This window comes from Mesorhizobium australicum WSM2073 (genome assembly GCF_000230995.2).
Classification (GTDB): domain Bacteria; phylum Pseudomonadota; class Alphaproteobacteria; order Rhizobiales; family Rhizobiaceae; genus Mesorhizobium; species Mesorhizobium australicum.
Genome location: NC_019973.1, coordinates 414,463 through 437,550 on the forward strand (window position 1 = coordinate 414,463; position 23,088 = coordinate 437,550).

Sequence of the window (23,088 nt, forward strand, 5' to 3'; positions counted from 1 at the left end):
CCAGAAAAGCCAAATGATATCAAATCATTAATCGATTTAAATATTTTGAAAGTTGTTTAAATCGTTTATATATGCGAAAAGTTTCACGGTTGCCCAAAGGATTGGCGAGGTTCGTTCGTCCAATCCATGTCGAGGTCGGATTGTGGCCGGCGGCACCCCGCGCGTGACAGCGGTTAAGGCCTATGCCACATTTTGTACCTAATTTGTCCTGCAAAAGCCCCTTCTCTACGACAGAAGGGACAGCTCATGAGGGAGCCGCTTGAAATGGCAACAATCGCGCTTGTCGATGACGACCGCAACATTCTGACGTCGGTGTCGATCGCCCTCGAATCCGAGGGATATCGTGTCGAGACCTACACGGATGGTGCGTCCGCGCTGGAAGGCCTGGCGGCCAGGCCGCCTAATCTCGCCATCCTCGACATCAAGATGCCGCGCATGGACGGCATGGAGCTGCTGCGCCGGATGCGCCAGAAATCCGACCTGCCGGTGATCTTCCTGACCTCCAAGGACGACGAGATCGATGAATTGTTCGGTCTCAAGATGGGCGCCGACGACTTTATCCGCAAACCGTTCTCGCAGCGCCTGCTGGTGGAGCGGGTGCGCGCCGTGCTGCGCCGTGCCAGTGCCCGCGAGGCCGCGGCAAAAGCGCCGAGTCAGCAGGCCCGCTCGCTCGAACGTGGCCAGCTCGTCATGGACCAGGAACGCCATACCTGCACCTGGAAGGGTGAGCCGGTGACGCTTACCGTCACGGAGTTCCTGATCCTGCATTCGCTGGCGCAGCGTCCCGGCGTGGTAAAAAGCCGTGATGCGCTGATGGATTCGGCCTATGATGAGCAGGTCTATGTCGATGACCGCACGATCGACAGCCACATCAAGCGGCTGCGCAAGAAGTTCAAGGCTGTCGACGACGACTTCGAGATGATCGAAACCCTTTACGGAGTCGGATATCGGTTCCGCGAAGCGTAATTTGATGTATGTCGAGCAAAAGCGGTCCCCAGTGTGGGGCTGCGACATACATCAAACCTGGGACTAGCGGGAGCTGCTGTTCGATGGCAGTGGAAGCACAGCGAACAAGACCGGCGGGCGCCGCCAGGCGGCCGTCGCGCATCATGCCTTCCTTCGTGTCGAAAATCACGGTGCCGATGCGCCGCTTCCTCGGCCACCATATCTTTTCCAGCCTGACGCGGCGTATTCTTTTCCTCAATCTCGCCGGGCTGGCGGTGCTCGTCACCGGCATCCTCTATCTCAACACCTTCCGCGACGGGCTGATCGACGCGCGCGTCGAAAGCCTGATGACGCAGGGCGAAATCATCGCCGGCGCGATTGCGGCGTCGGCGACGGTCGAGACGGATTCGATCAGCATCGACCCGGAAAAACTGCTTGAGCTGCAGGCCGGCGAAAGCCTGGGGCCTGGCTCGGACCAACTCGACAATCTGGATTTTCCGATCAATCCCGAGCGCGTGGCGCCGGTCCTGCGGCGGCTGATCTCGCCGACCCGCACCCGAGCCCGCATCTATGACCGCGACGCCAATTTGCTGCTCGATTCGCGCCATCTCTATTCGCGCGGTCAGATCCTGCGCTACGACCTGCCGCCGGTCGAGGAGGAGGAGCCCGACCTTGTCGAGCGCGTCCAGAAATTCATCTTCGACTTCTTCCGCAACACCGACCTGCCGGTCTATCACGAACAGCCCGGCGGCAACGGCGCCGCCTTCCCGGAAGTGGTCAAGGCATTGACGGGCAGTCCGTCGACCATCGTGCGCGTCTCGGAACAGGGCGAGCAGATCGTCTCGGTGGCGGTGCCGATCCAGCGTTTTCGCGCCGTGCTCGGCGTGCTGATGCTGTCGACCGAAGGCGGTGATATCGACAAGATCGTCGCCGCCGAACGCAAGGCGATCCTGCGCGTCTTCGGCATCGCGGCGCTCGTCACAGCCATCCTGTCGATGCTTTTGGCGTCCACCATCGCCAACCCGCTGCGCCGGCTGTCGGCGGCGGCCGTACGGGTGCGTCGCGGCGTCAAGAGCCGCGAGGAAATCCCAGACTTTTCCGACCGCCAGGACGAGATCGGCAATCTGTCGATTGCCGTGCGCGACATGACCAACGCACTCTATGCGCGCATCGAGGCGATCGAAAGCTTCGCGGCCGATGTCTCGCATGAGTTGAAGAACCCGCTGACGTCGTTGCGCAGTGCTGTCGAAACATTGCCGCTGGCGAAGAATGACACCTCCCGTGCGCGCCTGATGGAGATCATCCAGCATGACGTGAAACGGCTGGACCGCCTCATCACCGACATTTCCGACGCCTCGCGCCTCGATGCGGAATTGGCGCGCGAAGATGCCGGCACCGTCGACCTGAAGAAATTCGTCACCGACCTCGTCGCTGTTTCGCGTGAAACCACGCGTAACAAGAAGGCGGTCGAGATCGAGCTCAAAGTCGCCAAGCTGCCGCAGGGCGCCAAGGGCTATGTCGTCGTCGGTCACGATCTGCGCATCGGCCAGGTCATCACCAATCTGATCGAGAACGCCCGTTCCTTCGTCCCCGAGGACCATGGCCATATCAGCCTGTCGCTGGCGCGCGCCGGCAAGTTCAACATCCTGACCGTCGACGACAACGGTCCCGGCATCCGCGCCGACGCCATCGACCGCATCTTCGAACGTTTTTACACCGACCGGCCCGCCGGCGAGGCGTTCGGCCAGAATTCCGGCCTTGGCCTGTCCATCTCCAGGCAGATCGTCGAGGCCCATGGCGGTACGTTGACCGCCGAAAACATACCAGGCACCAAGCCCGGCGAGATCAAGGGCGCACGCTTCGTCGTGACGCTCCCGGCCGAGGGATGACCGCCAATCGCCAGGGATCGCGACGTGCGGTCTGACAACATACACGCCACGGCGCTGCTGATCGGCGAGAGCGGCATTCTCATCAGCGGCTCATCCGGGTCGGGCAAGACAACGCTGGCGCTGACGCTGATCAGCCATTGCCTGCAACGCGGATTGTTCTCACGGCTGGTCGGCGACGATCAGCTCTTCGTCGAAGCCCATGCCGGGCGGCTGGTGTGCCGTGCGCCCGGCACCATCGAAGGCCTTGCCGAGGTGCCGGGACATGGGCCACGGTCCCTGCCGTTCGAACCGGCCTGCGTCGTCGATCTGCACGTGCGCCTGTTGCCGGCCGGCGAAATCGCACGCTTCCAGGAGGATGCAAGCGACGACATCGCCGGCTGTGCGGTGGCGCGCATCGATCTGGCCGAGCGCAATGTCGCGGCCGCCTTGCTCGCAGTGATGGCGCGGCTGTCGATCCCGCCTTTTCTATGATCCGCGCTGGGTTTTTTGCTGCAATGCGTCAAAATGGCGTGGGCCGGCGCAATTTTGGGCTTGTCAACGGGCCGCGCGTCGACAAGATAGCGCTCCCGCCGCCTGGATTGGCTGGCGAGCATAAAATGCGCCTGTGAAGCGGCGATGACGGGAGCCACCAAAGAATGATCGGACTCGTGCTTGTAACGCACGGTCAACTGGCCACCGAGTTCAGACATGCCGTCGAACATGTCGTCGGGCCACAAGACAATTTCGAAACCGTGGCGATCGGTGCCGACGACGATATGGAACAGCGTCGCCGCGACATCGTCGACGCCGTCGCCCGTGTCGATACGGGGGCGGGTGTAATCGTGTTGACGGACATGTTCGGCGGCACGCCGTCCAACCTTGCCATCTCGGTAATGGAGTCCGGCCGCACCGAGGTGATCGCCGGCATGAACCTGCCGATGCTGATCAAGCTGTCGTCGATCCGCAAGGGCGACAACATGGCGGCCGCGCTCGATGAAGCGCAAGCCGCGGGGCGCAAATATATCAACGTCGCCAGCCAGCTTTTGAGCAGCAAATGAGTACGCTGTCGCCTGACAAGGACCAGATCGTCAGGGAGTTTCCGATCGTCAACCAGCGCGGCCTGCATGCGCGCGCCTCGGCGAAATTCGTCCAGCTTGCCAGCGGTTTCAACGCTTCGGTCCATGTCGAGAAGGACGGCGTCAAGGTCGGCGGCACCTCGATCATGGGCCTGATGATGCTGGCGGCCAGCCCTGGATACTCGATCCGCGTCACCGCCAGCGGCCCGGAGGCGCTCGAGGTCATGGACGCGCTGGAGCAGCTCGTCGCCTCCCGTTTCGGCGAGGAGTGCTGACCCGGAAGTCAGCCATCCGAGACATGCACGAATAAAGATTTCTTTATATCCCATTGTCGTGCGAAGCCCGATCTGCTAGTCAGGCCGGCAATTCGCGCCCTTCGACGCGCCGACCGGCGCGGGCGCATCCGCAACCAATTCGCAAGCCAAACGATCAATTCACAGCAAGACAATTCGCATCGGAGCACTGCCATGACGGGTAGCAAGGACTATGTGGTCGCCGACATCTCTCTTGCCGGCTGGGGCCGCAAGGAACTCGATATCGCCGAAACCGAAATGCCGGGCCTGATGGCCTGCCGCGAGGAATTCGGCGCCAAGAAGCCGCTCAAGGGCGCGCGCATCACCGGCTCGCTGCACATGACGATCCAGACGGCGGTACTGATCGAGACGCTGAAGGCGCTCGGCGCCGACATCCGCTGGGCTTCCTGCAACATCTTCTCGACCCAGGACCACGCCGCCGCGGCCATCGCCGAGACTGGCATTCCGGTCTTCGCCGTCAAGGGCGAGAGCCTCGAACAGTACTGGGATTACACCGACAGGATCTTCCAGTGGGCCGATGGCGGCCTCTCCAACATGATCCTCGATGATGGCGGCGACGCCACCATGTACATCTTGATCGGCGCCCGTGCCGAAGCCGGCGAGGACGTGCTGTCCAATCCGCAGAGCGAGGAAGAGGAATATTTCTACGCCCAGGTGAAGAAGCGGCTGAAGGCTTCGCCGGGCTTCTTCACCAAGCAGAAGGAAGCGATCCGCGGCGTCACCGAAGAGACGACGACCGGCGTCAACCGGCTCTACCAGTTGCAGAAGAAGGGCCTGCTGCCCTTCCCGGCCATCAACGTCAACGATTCGGTCACCAAGTCGAAATTCGACAACAAATACGGCTGCAAGGAATCGCTGGTCGACGGTATCCGCCGCGGCACCGACACGATGATGGCCGGCAAGGTCGCGGTCGTCTGCGGTTATGGCGACGTCGGCAAGGGCTCGTCGGCCTCGCTCAAGGGCGCGGGCGCCCGCGTCAAGGTCACCGAGGTCGATCCGATCTGCGCGCTGCAGGCGGCGATGGACGGCTTTGAAGTGGTCACGCTGGAAGATGCGGCACCGACCGCCGACATCGTCATCACCACCACCGGCAACAAGGATGTGGTTACCCTCGACCACATGCGCTCGATGAAGGACATGGTGATCGTCGGCAACATCGGCCATTTCGACAACGAGATCCAGGTTGCGTCGCTGCGCAATCTGAAGTGGACCAATGTCAAGCCGCAGGTCGACATGATCACCTTCCCGGACGGCAAGCGCATGATCCTCCTGTCGGAAGGTCGCCTGCTCAATCTCGGCAACGCCACCGGCCACCCGAGCTTCGTCATGTCGGCCTCCTTCACCAACCAGGTGCTGGCGCAGATCGAGTTGTTCACCAAGGGCGAGCAGTACCAGAACCAGGTCTATGTGCTGCCCAAGCATCTCGACGAGAAGGTCGCACGCCTGCATCTCGACAAGCTAGGCGCCCGCCTGACCGAGCTGTCGGGCGAGCAGGCCGCCTATATCGGCGTCACGCCGCAGGGGCCATTCAAGCCGGAACACTACCGCTATTAACCAAAGCCGAATTTGCTACAAGATATTGATGCCGGGCGATTGACTTTTCGCCCGGCATTATTTTTGCGCCGAATGATTCTTCACGCCGATTCCAGCAGGCGCTATTGTTGTGATTCGCGGGTCCAGGGGCGAGGACCGGCGCACGCGTCAGGGCGGTCTTGCATTCAGGCGGCGAAGAGGACCAAGACATGCCGGGGGAAAACCCGCTTCACGCGGGACAGGCCGTTTCCGGCGGCCATCAGGATTCGGAGACCACTGGCTCGCGGCGCCCTTCGTGGCGTGGCCGCGCGGGGCTGCTGCTTGCCGGCTCCACACTTGCCGGTCCGCTGCTTGGTGGGGTTGCATGCGCCCAAGGCGCCGAAGTGGCGGCCAGCCTTTCGGTCAGCACGATCGAGGTCATGCAGCTAGCCGTCTTTGCCGGAGTGATGGGAGCGGCATTCCTGTCGGCCATCGTTCTCATTCGCGAACGCGCGCGCACCTCGGCGGAAAATGTCGAGCTGAGAAGCCGCGTCGCCGATATCAGCGCGGCGTTGCGACGTTCGGAAGCGCTGCTCAATCTGCGCGACCAGCGTGTGGTGGTCTGGGCCTCGGAAAACAAGAAACCCGAGCTCATCGGCACATTGCCGACCGAAAGCGGAGCGCCGGAGGAACGGGCCGCATTCCTAGCCTTTGGGCGCTGGCTGATGCCGCGCTCGGCGGCGGCACTCGAACATGCCGTGACGGGTTTGCGGGAAAAAGGCAGGGCGTTCGACCTGGTGGTGGAATCGCAGGCCGGCGCTCCGTTGGAAGTGCATGGCCGAAAGAGCGCGGCCCATGTGCTGGTGCGGTTTGTCTCGCTGTCCGAGACACAGCGCAGCCAGGCTCGGCTCAAGATCGACAACCAGCGGCTGGCCGCCGACCATGACACGATGATCGGCCTGCTCGAGGCGCTGAAGATGCCGGCATGGCTGCGTGACGAGCATGGCCGGCTGAAATGGGTCAACCGGGCCTATGCCGACGCGGTCGAAGCCGAGAACGCTGAAGCCGCCGTGCGTGACGCCCAGGAGTTCCTCGGCGGCCAGGCGCGCGAGGCCATCGCCGCCCAGCACAAATCGCATCCGGTGTTCGAGCAATCGCTTTCGACGGTGATCGAAGGCGACCGCCGCGTGTTTGCCGTGACCGACTTTGCCGGCGCCGACGGTTCGGCCGGCCTTGCCTGCGACACCAGCGCCATCGAGGCCATCCGCGGCGAATATGAGCGGACCGTGCGCAGCCATGCCGATACGCTCGACCAGCTCAACACGGCAGTCGCCATCTTCGACACGAACGAGAAGCTGCGCTTCTTCAACCAGGCTTTCCAGAAACTGTGGGGGCTCGACAGCGGCTTCCTGCACAGCGCGCCCGACAACGCCCTTTTGCTCGACCGGCTGCGCAGCGAGGGCAAGATCGCCGAACAGCCGGAATGGCGCCGCTGGAAGGAAGGCCTGCTCGGCGCTTATCGTGCGGTCGAATCGCAGGAACACTGGTGGCACCTGCCGGACGGCAAGACCATCCGCGTCGTCGCCAACCCGCAACCCAAGGGCGGCGTCACCTGGGTGTTCGAGAACCTGACCGAGAAGATGGATCTCGAAAGCCGCTACCGCACCGCGGTCCGGGTCCAGGGCGAAACGCTCGACAATCTGGCCGAAGGCGTGGCGGTGTTCGGTCCCGATGGCCGGCTGCGGCTGTCGAACCCGGCCTTTGCCACGCTGTGGGGGTTGGGCACGGAAGTCGCCAAGCCCAATGTGCACGTATCGACCATACGCGAGCTCTCAGATCGGCAGGCGGTCGAGAGCCCCTGGCCCGGCTTTGTCGCCGCCATCACCGGCTTCGACGACGAGCGCCGCGAGCGTCACGGCCAGACCGAGCTCAACAACGGCACCGTGCTGCGCTACGCGGTGATTCCGCTGCCCAACGGGCAAGTGATGATGACCTTCGTCGACGTCACGGACAGCGTCCATGTCGAACGCGCGCTCAAGGACAGGAACGAGGCACTGGAGAAATCGGACCAGCTCAAGAACGACTTCGTCCAGCATGTGTCCTACGAACTGCGTTCGCCGCTGACCAACATCATCGGTTTCACCGAGCTGCTGTCGCTGCCGGCGACTGGCCCGCTGACGCAGAAGCAGCGTGAATATGTCGAACATGTCGGCTCGTCCTCCTCGGTGCTGCTGACCATCGTCAACGACATACTCGACCTGGCGACCGTCGATGCCGGCATCATGCAGCTCGACATTTCCGAGGTGCATGTGGACCGCACCATCGCGGCTGCCGCCGAGCTTGTCGCCGACCGGCTGGAGGAGCATTCGATCCGGCTCGCGGTCGATGCCGCCGCGGCGCCGAAGACGTTCCATGGCGACGAAACGCGCATCCGCCAGATCCTCTACAATCTGCTCAGCAACGCCGCCAACTACGCGCCGGAGGCCAGCACCATCCGGCTGGCCTGCCGTCAGTTGGCGGACGGGGTCGAGTTCTCGGTTCACGACGACGGACCTGGCATGCCGCCCGATGTGCTCGATTCGGTGTTCCGCCGCTTCGAACCGCGCGCCAATGGCGGCCGCCGGCGCGGCGCCGGCCTCGGCCTGTCGATCGTCAAGAGCTTTGTCGAACTGCATGGCGGCGCCGTTCGCATCGAAACCGGCAAGGACAAGGGCACGACCGTCATCTGCACCTTTCCCGACATGCCGGGTATCCGCGCAGCGGCCGAGTAGCGCGCTCGATGACGGAACCGGTGCTGGAGCGTTTGCTCGCCGACGAGACCCAGACAGCCCGGCTGGGCGAGGATCTGGCGTTGGCGCTGCGCGTGGGCGACGTGCTGGCGCTCAAGGGCGATCTCGGCGCCGGCAAGTCGACGCTGGCAAGGGCACTGATCCGGGCGCTGGCCGACGATGCCGGTCTCGAAGTGCCGAGCCCGACCTTCACGCTGGTACAGAGCTACGATACCCGCGTGCCGGTTCACCATTTCGATCTCTACCGCCTGTCCTCGGCGACCGAGCTCGACGAACTCGGCTTCGAGGAGGCGCTGGCGCAAGGTGCCGCCCTGATCGAATGGCCGGAACGGGCTGAGGGCTATCTGCCCAAAGCGACGGTGCTGATCGAACTCGTCCAGCATGGCGAGGGCCGGCTGGCCCGACTGTCGGGGCAAGGGGTTACCTTCGACCGTGTCGCGCGCTCGCTGGCCATGCGCGGTTTTCTGGAGAGCGCCGGCTGGGGGCAAGCGCGGCGCCGGCATTTCATCGGCGATGCCTCGGCCCGCTCCTACGAGATCGTAACGCTTGCCGGCGAGGCGCCGCGCGTGCTGATGAACTCGCCGCGGCTGGTGCTCGGCCCGCCCGTGCGCGACGGCAAACCCTATGCCGTGATCGCCCATACGGCGCAGTCGGTGTCCGCCTTCGTCGCAATCGACCGTGCGCTGCTGGCCGCCGGGGTCGCGGTGCCCAGGATCGACGCGCAGGATCTCGACCAGGGCTTCCTGCTGCTCGAGCATCTGGGCTCGGAAGGTTTCCTCGACGGCAATGGCGAGCCGGTCGCCGAACGGTACGAGGCGGCGGCCGAACTGCTTGCCATGATGCATGGCAAGGTCTGGCCTCACCGCATGGCGGCGGCTCCCGGCGTCGTTCATGACGTGCCGCCCTTCGATCGCGACGCCATGCTGATCGAGGCCGACCTGCTGATCGACTGGTACGTGCCGGCGATAACGGGCGAGCCGGCAAGCAAGGCGCTGCGTTCCGGCTACCACAAGACATGGAATGCGCTTCTCGACCGGCTGCAAGGCAGCGAATACACGCTGATGCTGCGCGACTTCCACTCGCCTAACATCATCTGGCGCGGCGAGCGATCCGGCCTCGACCGGCTCGGCATCGTCGACGTCCAGGACGCGCTGATCGGGCCTTGCGCCTATGACGTCGCCTCGCTCGCCATGGACGCCCGCGTCACCATGGTGCCCGAGATCGAGAAGCGGACGCTCGACGCCTATGTCGCCGCGCGTCATGCAGCAGGCGGCTTCGACGAAGAAAGCTTCCTCGAAGCCTATGCAATCATGGCCGCGCAGCGCAATTCCAAGATTCTGGGTATTTTCGTGCGCCTCGAAAAACGTGACGGCAAACCCTATTATCTCAGGCACCTGCCGCGCATCCGTGACTATCTCAGGCGGGCGCTGTCGCATCCCGCGCTCGCCGACCTGCGGGATTTCTACAGCGCGCACGGGCTGCTGGAGGAACGAGCGCTGTGACAACGAAACCGGACACCGCCATCGTCCTTGCCGCCGGGCTCGGCAAGCGCATGAGGCCGATCACCGACGCTATGCCCAAGCCGCTGGTCCGCATCGCCGGCAAGACGCTGCTCGACTGGGGCCTCGACAGCCTGGCGGCGGCCGGCGTCGGCAAGGCGGTGGTCAATGTCCATTACCTTCCCGAACAGATCGTCGCTCATGTGGCCGCGCGCCGCGCGCCGCGCGTCGTCATTTCCGATGAGAGCGACCGGCTGCTCGATTCCGCCGGCGGCATCGTCAAGGCGCTGCCGGAGCTCGGCCAGGAGCCGTTCTACATTCTCAACGCCGATACATTCTGGATCGACCACGGCCCGCTCAATCTCGGGCGGCTTGCCCTTGCATGGGACGCCGCGAAAATGGATATTCTGCTGATGCTGGCGGATCTCCATCAGGCGACAGGGCACTGTGGCAGCACCGATTTCCTGGTGGCGCCGGATGGTGCCCTGCGGCGTTCGAAAGGCGATCCCGCTGGCCTGATCTATGCCGGCGCCGCGATCATCCATCCGCGCCTGTTCAAAAACGCACCCGCCGAACCGCATTCGCTCAATGCCTATTTCGACAAGGCGATTGCCGGCGGCCGCCTGTTCGGCATGCCGATGCATGGCCACTGGATAACCGTCGGCACGCCCGATGCCATTCCGCTCGCCGAAGACGCAGTGGCCGGCGCACTCATCGGATCGCAATGAGCGGCTCAAGCCGCGTTTTCTCCATTCCCTCCGGAGCGCCGTTTCTGCCGACGCTGGCCGAGGCGCTGCTTGACGGCCGCCTTGTCCCCGGGTTTCGGTTCGACGGTGACCCCCTCGCTTTGTCCGATGTTACCATCTATGTGCCGACGCGCCGGGCCGCACGTGCCTTGCGCGGCGTCTTCGTCGACAGCCTGAAGGCGCGTGGCGGCGGCGGTTCGGCGATCCTGCCGGTGATCCGGCCGCTGGGCGAATTCGACGAGGATGAGGCCGCATTCGAGGCCGATCCAACGGCGGCAATCGATCTCGCGCCCCCGATCACCGCCACCGAGCGACTGTTGCTGCTGACGCCGCTGGTGCGGGCGTGGAAACGCCGGTTGCCCGCCCATGTCGCGGCCCTTTTCGCCGAGGAGATCGTCGTCCCAGCCTCCACCGCCGACGCGATCTGGCTGGCGCGCGATCTGGCCGGGCTGATGGACGAGATCGAGACGGAAGGCACCGATTGGGCCAAACTTGCCGGCCTCGTCAGTGGCAACCTTGCCGGATGGTGGCAGGTCACGCTCGAATTCCTCGGCATCGTCACCGATGCCTGGCCGAAATTCCTCGCAGAGAGCGACCGCTCCAACCCAGCCGCGCATCGCAGCGCCTTGATCCGTGCCGAGGCCGCGCGGCTACGGCGCAATCCACCCGCCGGGCCGGTCATAGCCGCGGGGTCCACTGGCTCCATACCCGCCACGGCGGAACTGCTTGCGACCATCGCCGGCCTGTCCGGCGGTGCCATCGTGCTGCCCGGCCTGGACCAGATGCTCGACGAAGCCTCCTTCCAGGCTCTCGTCGCTCCCGGCGCGCGTCCAGCCGTGCTGGGCCATCCGCAATACGGCCTGGCAAAGCTGATCGGCAAGATCGGCGTGCTGCGCGGCGACGTCGAGGAGATCGGTGCGGCCGAGCCGAAGCTCGCGCGCCGCGCCGCCCTTGTCGGCGAGGCGCTGCGGCCGGCCGAGACCACGGAATTGTGGGCGGAAACACGAAACGGGTTTTCAGCGTCCGATATTGCCGGCGCCTTCGCCGACGTGACGCTGCTGGAGGCGGCAAGCGAGCGCGACGAAGCCGTCGCGATCGCCGTCGCGCTCAAGCGCGCGGTCGAAGAGCCCGGCCAGAGAGCGGCACTTGTCACTGGGGACCGCGCGCTGGCACGCCGCGTCTCGGTCGAGCTCAAGCGCTTCGGTGTCGTTGCCGACGATTCCGGCGGCACGCCGCTGTCCAACACGCCGGCGGCCAGCCTGCTCAGGCTGGCGCTCGAAGCGGTGTTCCGGCCGGGCGATCCGGTCGGCCTGTTGTCGCTGCTCAAGCATCCCCTGCTTGGCCTGGGTCTGGAACGGGTCAACGTGCGCCACGCGGCGGAATTGGTCGAACTGGTGGCGCTGCGCGGCGGCACCGGCCGCCCTGACATCGCTTCGCTGCCGGATCTTTTCGAGGCCCGCCTCACCGGGCTAGGCGACGGCAGCCGGCCGCCGTTCTGGTTTGCCCGCCTGACCGTGCGCTCCATTGAGGTTGCGCGGACCCTTCTCGCACGCCTGGCTGACGCGCTGGCGCCGCTTTCGATCTTTCGCGGCCAGGCGGAGGCCGGCCTTGCCGCGCTGGTCGAAGCCAGCGTCGCTGCCCTGGAAAATCTCGGCCGTTCCGCCGACGGTGGTCTTGGCGAACTCTACGCCGGCGATGCCGGCGAAAAGCTCGCCGAACTGCTGCGCGGGCTGGTCGCGGCTTCGGCGCCGCTGTCGTTCGCGGCAATCGAATGGCCCGATGTGATGGAGGCGCTGATCGCGCCCGAGACCGTCAAGCCAGCGCAAGGCACCGACAGGAACATCGCCATCTGGGGTGCGCTGGAGGCGCGGCTGCAGGATGTCGACACGCTGGTCATCGGCGGGCTCAACGAAGGGGTCTGGCCGCGCAAGCCGGAGAGCGACCGCTTCATGTCGCGGCTGATGAAGACCGGCATCGACCTGGAACCGCCGGAGCGGCGCATCGGGCTTGCCGCGCATGATTTCCAGATGGCCATGGGCGCGAGACATGTGGTGCTGGCCCGCTCGGCGCGTGCCGGCGACGCACCTGCCGTGCCGTCGCGCTGGTTGCAGCGGCTGCTCACCTTCATCGGCAACGATCAGGCGGCGGCACTGCGCCGGCGCGGCGATGAGCTGCTTGCCTGGGCGCGCGCGCTCGACACGGGACCGAAGCGGGATTTCGCGCCACGACCGCAGCCGAAGCCGCCGCTTTCGGTTCGCCCGACGCATTTCTCCGTCACCGAGGTCGAGACGCTGCGCCGCGACCCCTACGCTGTCTATGCCCGGAGGATCCTTGGCCTGACGCCGCTCGATCCGCTCGTCCGCGATCCGGGTGCGGCGGAGCGCGGCACGCTGTTTCACGCCATCCTGCATCTCTTTTCGTCCGAGGTGGCCGACCCGCGCGCGCTGGACGCATTGGCCGGGCTCATCGCCGCCGGCCGCGCCTGTTTTGCCGAGGCGGCGCTTCCGGCCGATGTCGAGGCGGTGTGGTGGCCGCGGTTCGAAAAGCTCGCCGCCAACATCATCGAATGGGAGCGAACGCGCGCCGACGCGGTCATCCAGCGGCATGCCGAGGAGCGCGCCGGCAAGACTGTGGTCGGACAGTCCGGCGTAACGCTGTCCGGCTATGCCGACCGTGTCGACCTGCTGGCCGGCGGCATGGCGGACATTCTGGACTACAAGACGGGTTCCTCGCCTTCCAAGGCACAGGCCCATACGCTACTGGCGCCGCAACTGGCGTTGGAAGGGGCGCTGCTCAGGCGTGGCGCATTCAAGGATTTGGGCACGCGCGAACCGTCGCAACTGGCCTTCATCAGGTTGAAGCCGAATGGCGAGGTGTTCGAGGAGTCCATACTCGAACACAACCGCCAACCACGCACCGCCGCCGATCTTGCCGAAGAGGCCTGGGCGCGGCTGGAAAAACTGCTGATCCATTATGCCGACCCGGCGACCGGCTATCTGTCGCGCGCGCTGCCGTTTCGCGAAGGCGAAACCGATGGCGATTACGACCACCTCGCCCGCGTGCTCGAATGGTCCGCCGGCGGCGACGCCGGGGATGAGGGAGGGGAGGCATGAAGAAAGCCTATCCGATCCCGAGCGATACGGCTTCAAGCCAAGCCCGGGCCGCCGATCCCGGCAATTCGGCCTGGGTGTCGGCCAATGCGGGATCGGGCAAGACGCACGTGCTGGCCCAGCGCGTCATCCGGCTGCTGCTCAACGGCACCGATCCCTCGAAGATATTGTGCCTGACCTATACGCGGGCCGCGGCCGCCAACATGTCGAACCGGGTTTTCTCCACGCTGTCGGAATGGACATCGCTGGGTGATCTGGAGCTGGCCGCCAGAATAGAGGCGCTGGAAGGGCGCCGGGCCGATCGCGACACCATGCGCCGTGCCCGCCGCCTGTTCGCCGAGGCGCTGGAGACGCCTGGCGGGTTGAAAATCCAGACCATTCACGCCTTCTGCGAATCCGTTCTGCATCAGTTCCCCCTGGAAGCCAACATCCCCGCCCATTTCGAAATGCTCGACAGCCAGATGGAGGCCTCGCTTTTTGCCGCTGCGCGCCGCGAGATGATCTCCGCCGCCGGCGACAGGACTTTGGCGGAGGCCTTCGCCACTGTCCTGGAACGCGGCGGTGAAGCCGGTCTCGACGCCTTGCTTGGCGAGATCGTGCGCAAGCGTGACGGGTTGCGCCATTTCCTCGATGCTGTCGGGCGTGACGGCTTCCAGCCGCTGTTCGATGAATTCCATTTCCAGCCCGGCCAGACCGCCGAAGGCATAGCGGCATCTGTATGGCCGCTGCCTGGTTTCCTGCCGGACTATTTTGCCGGCTTTGCCCAGGCAGCCGAAGCCACCGACGCCAGGTCGGTGTTGAACAACATCCTGCCCTATGCGCGCCAGGCCTTCGCCGAGAGCGACCCTCTCCGCCGGCTGCAGTTGCTTGCAAGAGCCTTCCTCAAGACCGACGGCGATCCTTATGATCCGGCAAAGGCGTTCAAAAAGGCGCTCACCGACCGGCTGCCTGAGCTGGCCGAGCGCTATCTGTCGGCCGCCAGCGCCATCATGGAGACTGTCGACCGGCTGGCGCTATTCCGGATGCTGGAGGGCACCCGCGCGGCCCTGACCATCGCCGACTGGCTGATCGCACGCTACGAAGTGCTGAAGCGCGGCCGCGGCTTTCTCGATTTCAACGACCTGATCACCCGCACGGTGAATCTTTTGGCGCGGCCCGATGCCGGCCCATGGGTGCAATACAAGCTCGACCAGGGCATAGATCACATCCTGCTCGACGAGGCGCAGGACACCAGCCCGGATCAATGGGAGGTGGTGAAGCGGCTGGCGGAAGAATTCTTTGCCGGCTTCGGCGCCCGCGAGCGGGTCCACCGCACGGTCTTTGCCGTCGGCGACGAGAAGCAGTCGATCTACTCCTTCCAGGGTGCGGCACCCGACTCCTTCGCCGACAGCCGGTTGTTATTCGCCGGGCGTGTGCGCGATGCCGAAGCGTCCTTCGCCGACCTCAAGCTGACCTGGTCGTTCCGCTCCACGGACGATGTGCTGGCCGCCGTCGACCGGGTCTTTGCCGATCCCATCGTGCGGCGCGGCATCAGCCACGATCCCGATCCACTGAACCACAAGGCGATCCGCACCGATGCGCCAGGCTATGTCGAGGTCTGGCCGTCGATCGGTGCCGAGGCCGTCGACGAGCCCGACGACTGGGCGCAAGCGATCGACCATGCCCATGCGCCGGCGGTGCGGGTCGCCGAGAACGTCGCGGTCACCATTGCCGGCTGGATCGGCAAGGGCGAAATCATCGAGGGGCGTGGCAAGCGGCTGCGGCCGGGCGACGTGCTGGTGCTGGTGCGCAAGCGCGACAGCTTCGTCCACGCGCTGACCCGCGCGCTCAAGCGCCGCGACATCCCGGTTGCCGGCGCCGACCGGCTGAGCCTGTCGGGCCATATTGCCGTCAAGGACCTGATCGCGCTCGGCCACCTTTTGATCCAGCCGCAGGACGACTTGTCACTCGCCGCTCTGCTGCGCAGCCCGGTCTTCGACCTGCCGGAAGAGACACTGTTCACGCTCGCCGCGCAACGGCCGCCCGGCGTGTCGCTGGCGGCATCGCTACGCCAGCATGCCGGCGAAAGCGAAACGCTCGCGGCGGTCGTCGCGCAACTCGACGGCTGGGCTGACGAGGCCGCCTTCAAGCCGGTGTTCGAATTCTATGCCGCCCTGCTGGCGCGCGATGGCGTACGCCGCAAGATGATCGCGCGGCTCGGGCCGGAAGCCGGCGATATCCTCGATGAGTTCCTGAGCTTCTGCCTTGCCGAAGAGCGGACTGGCCTGCCCGGGCTGGAAGCCTTCCTGTCGACGCTGGAAAACGCCGGGCCCGAGATCAAGCGCGAGATGGACCAGACCCGCGATGAAGTCCGGGTCATGACCGTGCATGCGGCCAAGGGCCTGGAGGCGCCCGTGGTGTTCCTGGTCGACGGCGGTTCCGCCCCGTTCAGCGACCAGCATTTGCCGCGCCTGATGCCTTTCGACGGCTCTGGCCGACATTGGGATGGCAGGGGCTATCTCTGGCGTTCGGCCAGCGACGTCGCCAACGGCTTCTCGAAGACGGCCGCCGCTCGCGCCCGCGAACTCGCCGACGACGAGTACCGCCGGCTGCTCTATGTCGGCATGACGCGCGCCGAGGACCGGCTTGTCGTCTGCGGCTATCACGGCAAGCGGGCGCCGAACGCCGGCACCTGGCATTCGATCGTCAGCCGCGCGCTGAGCGGCGCGCCCGAAAGCGAACAGCGTCCGCATCCTGCCGACGGGGAGCCTGTCTACCGTTTCCACGTCACCAAACTGCCGCCGGTTGCGCCAAGTCCGGGCGAACAGGCGCGGCAGGCCGATGCTTTCAGCCCCCTGCCGGCGACCCTGTTCAGGCCCTTGCCGCCTTTCGAGGACCTGCCGCGTCCCCTGTCGCCGTCGGGCGCCTCGGCGCTGATCGAGGAAGGCAAGGAAGCGGTTGTCGACAAGGCGTCGCCGGTGCTGGACGCCGCTGCCGAGCCGGGTTTTGCCGTGCTGCGCGGGCTCGCCCTGCACAAACTGCTGCAGATGCTGCCCGGCATCGCCGAGGACGCACGGGAGGACGCTGCGAAGCGTTATCTCTCCCGAACGGGTGCGGCGTGGCCTGAGGCCGAGCGTGAAAAGGCCCTGGCATCGGTCATCGCCATCCTTGCCGACCCCGGCCTCGGTCATCTGTTCGCGCCCTCCTCGCGCGCCGAGGTCGCGATCATGGGCAGCCTGGAGGTCAAGGGCAAGATCCGCTCCATTTCGGGCAAGATCGATCGGCTGGCGGTGACCCCGAACGCGGTCTCGATCGTCGACTACAAGACCAACCGGCCCGCACCCGCCTCCCTGGCGGAAGTCCCGCCGGCCTATCTGCTTCAGCTCGCGCTCTATCGCGCCCTGCTGCAGCCGCTTTACCCCGGGCGGGAGGTCAAGGCAGCCCTGCTGTTCACCGAAGCGCCAAGGCTGATCGAACTGCCGTCCCGGGCCATGGACGACGCCCTTGCCCGACTCACGGGAGCGTGACACAAGAACTGCTTGAAGAAGGGCGCGACAACCACCACATTTGGTGGGACGAAAAATTTCGAAAGGATTTCCGCATGACCACCGTCAAGGTCGACAAGAACAATTTCCAGGCTGACGTGCTTAATGCCCAGGTGCCGGTTGTGGTTGATTTCTGGGCGGAATGGTGTGGCCCTTGCAAGATGATCGCACCGGCGCTCGAAGACATCGCCACTGAGCTCGGCGCCAAGGTAAAGATCGCCAAGCTGAACATCGACGAAAATCCCGAGCTTGCCGCCCAGTTTGGCGTGCGCTCGATCCCGACGCTGATGATCTTCAAGGGCGGCGAAGTGGCCGACATCAAGGTTGGCGCCGCGCCCAAGACCGCACTGTCGCACTGGGTCAACGGCAATCTCGCCTGATGCCATCTGAATTCGAAGCATTGAGCCCGGCCATCGCGCCGGGCTTTTTGTTGGCGTCATCGGTGCGCCGCTCTGGCCCTCACATCGGGCCACTCCATGTCCTCTGTTGGCAGCAGAAGCAGGGAGAGAGAAATGACCGGATCCGCCAAGGCCACCGTCTTCATCGACAACGAACGCGTCATCGTCACCGAGTACCGCTTCCAGCCGGGCGACAACACCGGCTGGCATCGCCACGGCCACGACTATGTCGTGGTGCCACTGATGGACGGCAAGCTGAAGCTGGTGACCAAGGACGGCGAAACCTTCGCCGAGATGAAGAAAGGCGCGCCGTATTTCCGCAAGGAGGGAGTGGAACACGACGTCGTCAGCGCCAATGAGGGCGAGTACGCTTTTATCGAGATTGAGCTGAAGTAAGCGGCACCTCTGACGCTGAGCGAGACCTCCCTAACTTCGTCATACCAGGGCGAAGCAGGAGCGAAGCTCCGTCGCGAAGACCCAGGTATCCATGCTGTGACGGCCATCGACGAATACAGCGGAGGAAATTCCGCACCGCTGCGGCGCTTTGAAGTCGCGGTTCCTGGGGTCTGCGCTGCTTCGCTTCGCTCCTCGCTACTCCGGGGGATAACGAGGCGATGGACGGCCTCAGGTTGGGGGCGTGCCGTTCTCGGCGAGAACCGCGCCGGCCAGGTAAAGTGACCCGCCGATCAGGATGCGCGGCGTGGGGCCGTCCCAGGTGTCGCGCAGCAGCATCAGGGCGCTGGCGACGGAGCTTACCGGTTCGGCCGTCAGCCCGGCTTCCGTGGCACGGATCGCCAGTTCGTCATTCGGCACACCGGCATCGCTCATGCTCACGGGCACGGTGTAGACATGCCGGACGAGGCCCTTGAAGGCGCGGAAATAGCCGGCCTGGTCCTTGGTGTTGATCATGCCGGAAATGAGGAAGAGCGGACGCGGGTTCTTTTCTTCCTGCTCGGCCAGCGCTTCGGCGATGACGACGCCGGCGCCGGGATTATGGCCGCCGTCGAGCCAGATGTCGGCGCCCTTCGGCGCCAGTTCCGCCAGCCGGCCCTGCGCCAGCTTCTGCATGCGGCCCGGCCAGGCGACGTTGGTCATTGCCTTCTCGGCGGCGCGGTGGCTGATCTCGAAGCCGGCCGCCTTGACCGCGGCGATCGCGGCGGCCGCATTGGCGAACTGGTGCCGACCGGGCAGGCGCGGCGGCGGCAGATCCATCAACCCATCATCGTCCTGGTAGACCATGCGGCCGTTTTCCTCGAAGGCGAGAAAATCCTGCCCGTAGACGAGGGTCGGGCATTCCAGCCGCTCGGCGGCGTCGATCAGCACCTGCAGCGCCGTCTCGCTTTCCTGCGCGCCGATGACCACCGGGCAGCCACGCTTCATGATCCCGGCCTTTTCGGCGGCGATCAGTTCGACGCGATCGCCGAGATAGGCCTCATGGTCCATCGACACCGGCATGATCACCGACACGGCCGGCCGCGCGATCACATTGGTGGCGTCGAAACGGCCGCCAAGACCGACCTCGATGATCGCGACATCGGCCGGATGTTCCGAAAACAGGATGAAGGTGACGGCGGTGAGAATTTCGAAGACGGTGATCTTCTGGCCTGCATTGGCCTTGGCAACGCGGGCAATGGCCTCCGCGAAGATGTCGTCGTCGACCAGCCTGCCGCCGCCTTCGGCGGCCAGCCTGTAGCGCTCGTGCCAGCTGACCAGATGTGGCGAGGTGTGGACATGGACGAGCCGGCCGGAGGCTTCCAGCAGCGCCCGCGAGAAGGCGGCGCAGGAACCCTTGCCGTTGGTGCCAGCGATGTGGATGACCGGCGGCAGCAGGTCCTGCGGATTGCCCAACCGCTCCAACAGCCGCGAGATGCGGTCGAGCGAAAGGTCGAAGCCCTTCGGGTGAAGCGCCATCAGGGCTTCGATTTCGCGGTCCGCGGCAAGCGTCGTCATGGCAAATCCCGTGCATGGCCTGGAGCCAGAATCGCTCCCGCAAAGACCACGGCTATCGAAAGGCTACAGCGCGCAACGGATGCCGCGCAATCGCTGTTCGCGGCGGCCAATGTCGCGTCAGGCCAGTCTCACGTCAGGCCAGTCTCGCGTCATGTCGATGTAGCGTCAAGCTTGCGGCCGGACTTCGGCGGCAACCACGGCCGGCGGCAAGATTTCCGGTTCCAGAGGCTTCTGCTCTTCCGGCATCTTGAGCAGCATCTTCAACAGGCGGGCGATGGTCTCGCGCAGCTCCAGCCGCGACACCACCATGTCGACCATGCCATGCTCCATCAGATATTCGGAGCGCTGGAAGCCGTCCGGCAACTTCTCGCGGATGGTCTGTTCGATGACACGCGGCCCGGCAAAACCGATCAGCGCGCCGGGCTCGGCGATGTGCACGTCGCCCAGCATGGCATAGGAGGCGGTGACGCCGCCGGTGGTCGGGTTGGTCAGCACGACGATGTAGGGCAGGCCGGCTTCCTTCAGCCTATCGACACCAACCGTGGTGCGCGGCAATTGCATGAGGGACAAAATACCTTCCTGCATGCGCGCGCCACCGGAGGCGGCGAACAGGATCAACGGCCGCTTGCGCTGCAAGGCGACCTCGAAGCCATGCACGATGGCATCACCCGCAGCCATGCCGAGCGAACCGCCCATGAAAGCGAAATCCTGCACCGTCACCACCACCGGCAAGCCCTCGACGGTCCCCAGCGCATTGATGATGGCGTCTTCCAGGCCGGTCTTGGCCTTGGCGTCCTTCAGCCGGTCGACATAGCGTTTCTCGTCGCGGAACTTCAGCGGATCCTGCATGACCTTGGGATTGTCCAGGGTCTCGTACTTGCCGTCATCGAAGAAGAATTTCAGCCGCTCCTTGGCCGAGATCTTCATGTGATGGCCGGAAGACGGGATGACGAACTGGTTGGATTCCAGGTCCTTGTGGAACACCATCTCGCCGGTCTCGGGATCCTTGATCCAGAGATTCTCGGGCATGTCGGTGCGCCGGCCGAGCATCGAATTGATTTTCGGGCGAACGTAATTGGTGATCCAGTTCATCGCTTCGGCTCCTGTCCTGACGAAGAGTTGGGTAAAGACGTAGGGAAACTATTCGGCGGCAGCAAGGCGGGCCGAGCGCACGCCTTGCGCAAGGCCGCTGACCAGCGTGGCGACTGCCTCCGCCGGATCGGCGGTCTTTTCACCCTTCGGCCCCAGCACGTTCGCGACCGCGTTGACGATCGCCGTGCCGACGACCACGCCGTCGGCGTTGGCCCCGATCACGCGCGCCTGTTCGGCGGTCTTGACGCCGAACCCGACGCAGACCGGCAGTTTGGTGTGACCCTTGATGCGCTGGACCGCTGTGGCGACCTTGCCGGTGTCGGCAAGCGCCGAGCCGGTGATGCCGGTCATGGACACGTAGTAGACGAAGCCGGACGTGTTCTGCAGCACCTTGGGCAGGCGCTTGTCGTCGGTGGTCGGCGTCGCCAGCCGGATGAAATTGATGCCAGCCTTCAGCGCCGGGATGCAGAGTTCCTCATCCATCTCCGGCGGCAGGTCGACGACGATCAGCCCGTCGATGCCGCTGGCGATCGCGTCCTTCAGGAAGCGGTCGACGCCATAGATGTAGATCGGGTTGTAGTAGCCCATCAGCACGATCGGCGTTTCATCGTCGCCGGCGCGGAAGTCCGACGCCATCTTCAGCGTCTTGACCAGCGTCTGGCCGCCTTTGAGCGCCCTGAGGCCCGCCGCCTGGATCGCCGGGCCGTCGGCCATCGGGTCGGAAAACGGCATGCCGAGCTCGATGATGTCGGAGCCGGCGCCGGGCAGCGCCTTCATGATCGACAGCGAGGTTGCATAGTCGGGGTCGCCACCCATGAAATAGGTGACGAGGGCCGGGCGGCCTTCGGCCTTCAGCTTCGCCATGCGGCGGTCGATGCGGGTTGTCATGTCAGGCCCTTTGGACGAATTTTGCTCATAATCAACTCCCAGGTCGAATGGTCCAAAGGGCCTAGATCTCCATGCCCAGCATCGAGGCCACCGTGTGCACGTCCTTGTCGCCACGGCCGGACAGGTTGACAATGACGATCTGGTCCTTGTCCATGGCGGGCACGATCTTGACCGCATGGGCGATGGCGTGCGCGGATTCCAGCGCCGGGATGATGCCTTCGACGCGGGTCGTCAGCTTGAAGGCCTCGAGCGCCTCGTCGTCAAGGATCGGCACATAGTCGACACGCCCGGAGTCGCGCAGCCAGGAATGCTCCGGGCCGACGCCGGGATAATCGAGGCCGGCCGAAATCGAATGGCCGTCCATGATCTGGCCGTCGGCATTCTGCAGGAGATAGGTGCGGTTGCCGTGCAGCACGCCGGGGGAGCCGGCATTCATCGAGGCGCAATGCTCGATGCCGTCGAGGCCGCGCCCGCCGGCTTCGATGCCGATGATCCGAACTTCCTTGTCATCGAGGAAGGGATGGAACATGCCGATGGCATTGGACCCGCCGCCGACGGCGGCGATGATGGTGTCGGGCAGCCGCCCCTCCTGTTCGAGGATCTGCGCGCGCGCCTCGGTTCCGATCACCGACTGGAAATCGCGCACCAGTTCGGGATAGGGGTGCGGACCGGCGGCGGTGCCGATCAAATAATAGGTGTCCTCGACATTGGTCACCCAATCACGAAGGGCTTCGTTCATGGCGTCCTTCAGCGTGCCGTGACCGGCGGTGACGGGCCGCACTTCGGCGCCGAGCAGCTTCATGCGGAAGACGTTGGGGCTCTGCCGGGCAACGTCGGTCGCGCCCATATAGACGACGCAGGGAAAACCGAAGCGGGCCGCGACGGTCGCCGACGCCACGCCATGCTGGCCAGCACCGGTCTCCGCGATGATGCGCTTCTTGCCCATCCGCTTGGCCAACAGGATCTGGCCCAGGCAGTTGTTGATCTTGTGCGAACCGGTATGGTTCAAATCCTCGCGCTTGAAATAGACTTTCGCGCCGCCCCCGAGACCCTTCGCCGAGGAAACCTCACGAAGATGCCTGGTCAGGCCCTCGGCGAAGTAGAGCTTCGACGGCCGTCCGGCATAGTGGGTCGAAAGACCGGTCAATTCGGCCCTGAAATCCGGATCGTTCTTGACCTCGTTCCAGTTTTTCTCCAGGTCGAGGATCAGCGGCATCAGCGTTTCGGCAACGAAACGACCGCCGAAAATGCCGAACATGCCCTGTTCGTCGGGTCCGGTGCGGAAGGAATTGGGTGTCGCCGGCTTGTTCATCGCCGATCTCCTAGATCTGTACTTTGAGCATGTCCTGTCGGAAAACCGGTTCCCACTTTTCCGGG

17 protein-coding genes are annotated in these 23,088 nt (G+C 64.8%); 13 read left to right on the plus strand and 4 right to left on the minus strand.

Annotation, left to right across the window (positions count from 1 at the left end):
- Positions 1-264: 264 nt before the first annotated feature.
- The 13 genes from MESAU_RS01900 to MESAU_RS01960 all read left to right on the plus strand — a co-directional run bounded on the left by MESAU_RS01900 (position 265) and on the right by MESAU_RS01960 (position 18,177).
- A complete protein-coding gene (locus MESAU_RS01900; RefSeq protein WP_010912942.1) occupies positions 265-966 on the plus strand; it encodes a response regulator transcription factor in 702 nt (233 codons plus the stop codon).
- Positions 967-1,049: 83 nt separating this feature from the next.
- Positions 1,050-2,834: a sensor histidine kinase gene (locus MESAU_RS01905; RefSeq protein WP_015314357.1), complete on the plus strand. Its 1,785-nt coding sequence runs from the start codon at positions 1,050-1,052 to the stop codon at positions 2,832-2,834.
- 24 nt (positions 2,835-2,858) lie between these two features.
- A complete protein-coding gene (locus MESAU_RS01910) occupies positions 2,859-3,305 on the plus strand; it encodes an HPr kinase/phosphorylase (protein WP_015314358.1) in 447 nt (148 codons plus the stop codon).
- Between the two features lie 164 nt (positions 3,306-3,469).
- Entirely contained in the window at positions 3,470-3,871 is a 402-nt protein-coding gene (locus MESAU_RS01915; RefSeq protein ID WP_010912939.1) for a PTS sugar transporter subunit IIA, read from the plus strand.
- Positions 3,868-4,164 carry an HPr family phosphocarrier protein gene (locus tag MESAU_RS01920; protein WP_015314359.1) on the plus strand — a complete coding sequence of 99 codons (297 nt, stop codon included), beginning with the start codon at positions 3,868-3,870 and terminating at the stop codon, positions 4,162-4,164. Before MESAU_RS01915 ends, MESAU_RS01920 begins: the two co-directional genes overlap by 4 nt.
- A gap of 192 nt (positions 4,165-4,356) precedes the next feature.
- Positions 4,357-5,757 (plus strand): adenosylhomocysteinase, encoded by a 1,401-nt coding sequence (gene ahcY / locus MESAU_RS01925; protein ID WP_015314360.1) that lies wholly within the window; start codon positions 4,357-4,359, stop codon positions 5,755-5,757.
- A gap of 188 nt (positions 5,758-5,945) precedes the next feature.
- A complete protein-coding gene (locus tag MESAU_RS01930) occupies positions 5,946-8,486 on the plus strand; it encodes a sensor histidine kinase (protein WP_015314361.1) in 2,541 nt (846 codons plus the stop codon).
- An 8-nt stretch (positions 8,487-8,494) separates the two neighbouring features.
- Complete coding sequence (locus tag MESAU_RS01935; protein ID WP_015314362.1) at positions 8,495-10,006, plus strand: bifunctional tRNA (adenosine(37)-N6)-threonylcarbamoyltransferase complex ATPase subunit type 1 TsaE/phosphotransferase; 1,512 nt, start codon at positions 8,495-8,497, stop codon at positions 10,004-10,006.
- Positions 10,003-10,731, plus strand: a complete 729-nt coding sequence (locus MESAU_RS01940) for a nucleotidyltransferase family protein (protein WP_015314363.1) — start codon at positions 10,003-10,005, stop codon at positions 10,729-10,731. Before MESAU_RS01935 ends, MESAU_RS01940 begins: the two co-directional genes overlap by 4 nt.
- On the plus strand, positions 10,728-13,862 hold the full coding sequence (addB, locus tag MESAU_RS01945; RefSeq protein WP_015314364.1) for a double-strand break repair protein AddB: 3,135 nt from the start codon (positions 10,728-10,730) through the stop codon (positions 13,860-13,862). Before MESAU_RS01940 ends, addB begins: the two co-directional genes overlap by 4 nt.
- Positions 13,859-17,365, plus strand: a complete 3,507-nt coding sequence (addA, locus tag MESAU_RS01950; protein ID WP_015314365.1) for a double-strand break repair helicase AddA — start codon at positions 13,859-13,861, stop codon at positions 17,363-17,365. The genes addB and addA overlap by 4 nt, the downstream gene beginning before the upstream one ends.
- 74 nt (positions 17,366-17,439) lie before the next feature.
- Positions 17,440-17,763, plus strand: a complete 324-nt coding sequence (gene trxA / locus MESAU_RS01955; RefSeq protein WP_015314366.1) for a thioredoxin — start codon at positions 17,440-17,442, stop codon at positions 17,761-17,763.
- Between the two features lie 132 nt (positions 17,764-17,895).
- The gene (locus MESAU_RS01960; RefSeq protein WP_015314367.1) at positions 17,896-18,177 is read left to right on the plus strand and encodes a cupin domain-containing protein; all 282 of its coding nucleotides are present in this window, start codon (positions 17,896-17,898) and stop codon (positions 18,175-18,177) included.
- Positions 18,178-18,405: 228 nt separating this feature from the next.
- On the opposite strand, the gene MESAU_RS01965 is transcribed toward MESAU_RS01960, so the two are convergent.
- The 4 genes from MESAU_RS01965 to trpB form a co-directional block, all read right to left on the minus strand.
- Positions 18,406-19,731 (minus strand): bifunctional folylpolyglutamate synthase/dihydrofolate synthase, encoded by a 1,326-nt coding sequence (locus MESAU_RS01965; protein WP_015314368.1) that lies wholly within the window; start codon positions 19,729-19,731, stop codon positions 18,406-18,408.
- A gap of 165 nt (positions 19,732-19,896) precedes the next feature.
- The gene (gene accD, locus MESAU_RS01970; protein WP_015314369.1) at positions 19,897-20,823 is read right to left on the minus strand and encodes an acetyl-CoA carboxylase, carboxyltransferase subunit beta; all 927 of its coding nucleotides are present in this window, start codon (positions 20,821-20,823) and stop codon (positions 19,897-19,899) included.
- Between the two features lie 48 nt (positions 20,824-20,871).
- The gene (gene trpA / locus MESAU_RS01975; protein WP_015314370.1) at positions 20,872-21,711 is read right to left on the minus strand and encodes a tryptophan synthase subunit alpha; all 840 of its coding nucleotides are present in this window, start codon (positions 21,709-21,711) and stop codon (positions 20,872-20,874) included.
- 61 nt (positions 21,712-21,772) lie between these two features.
- Positions 21,773-23,023 (minus strand): tryptophan synthase subunit beta, encoded by a 1,251-nt coding sequence (gene trpB / locus MESAU_RS01980; protein ID WP_015314371.1) that lies wholly within the window; start codon positions 23,021-23,023, stop codon positions 21,773-21,775.
- Positions 23,024-23,088 lie beyond the last annotated feature (65 nt).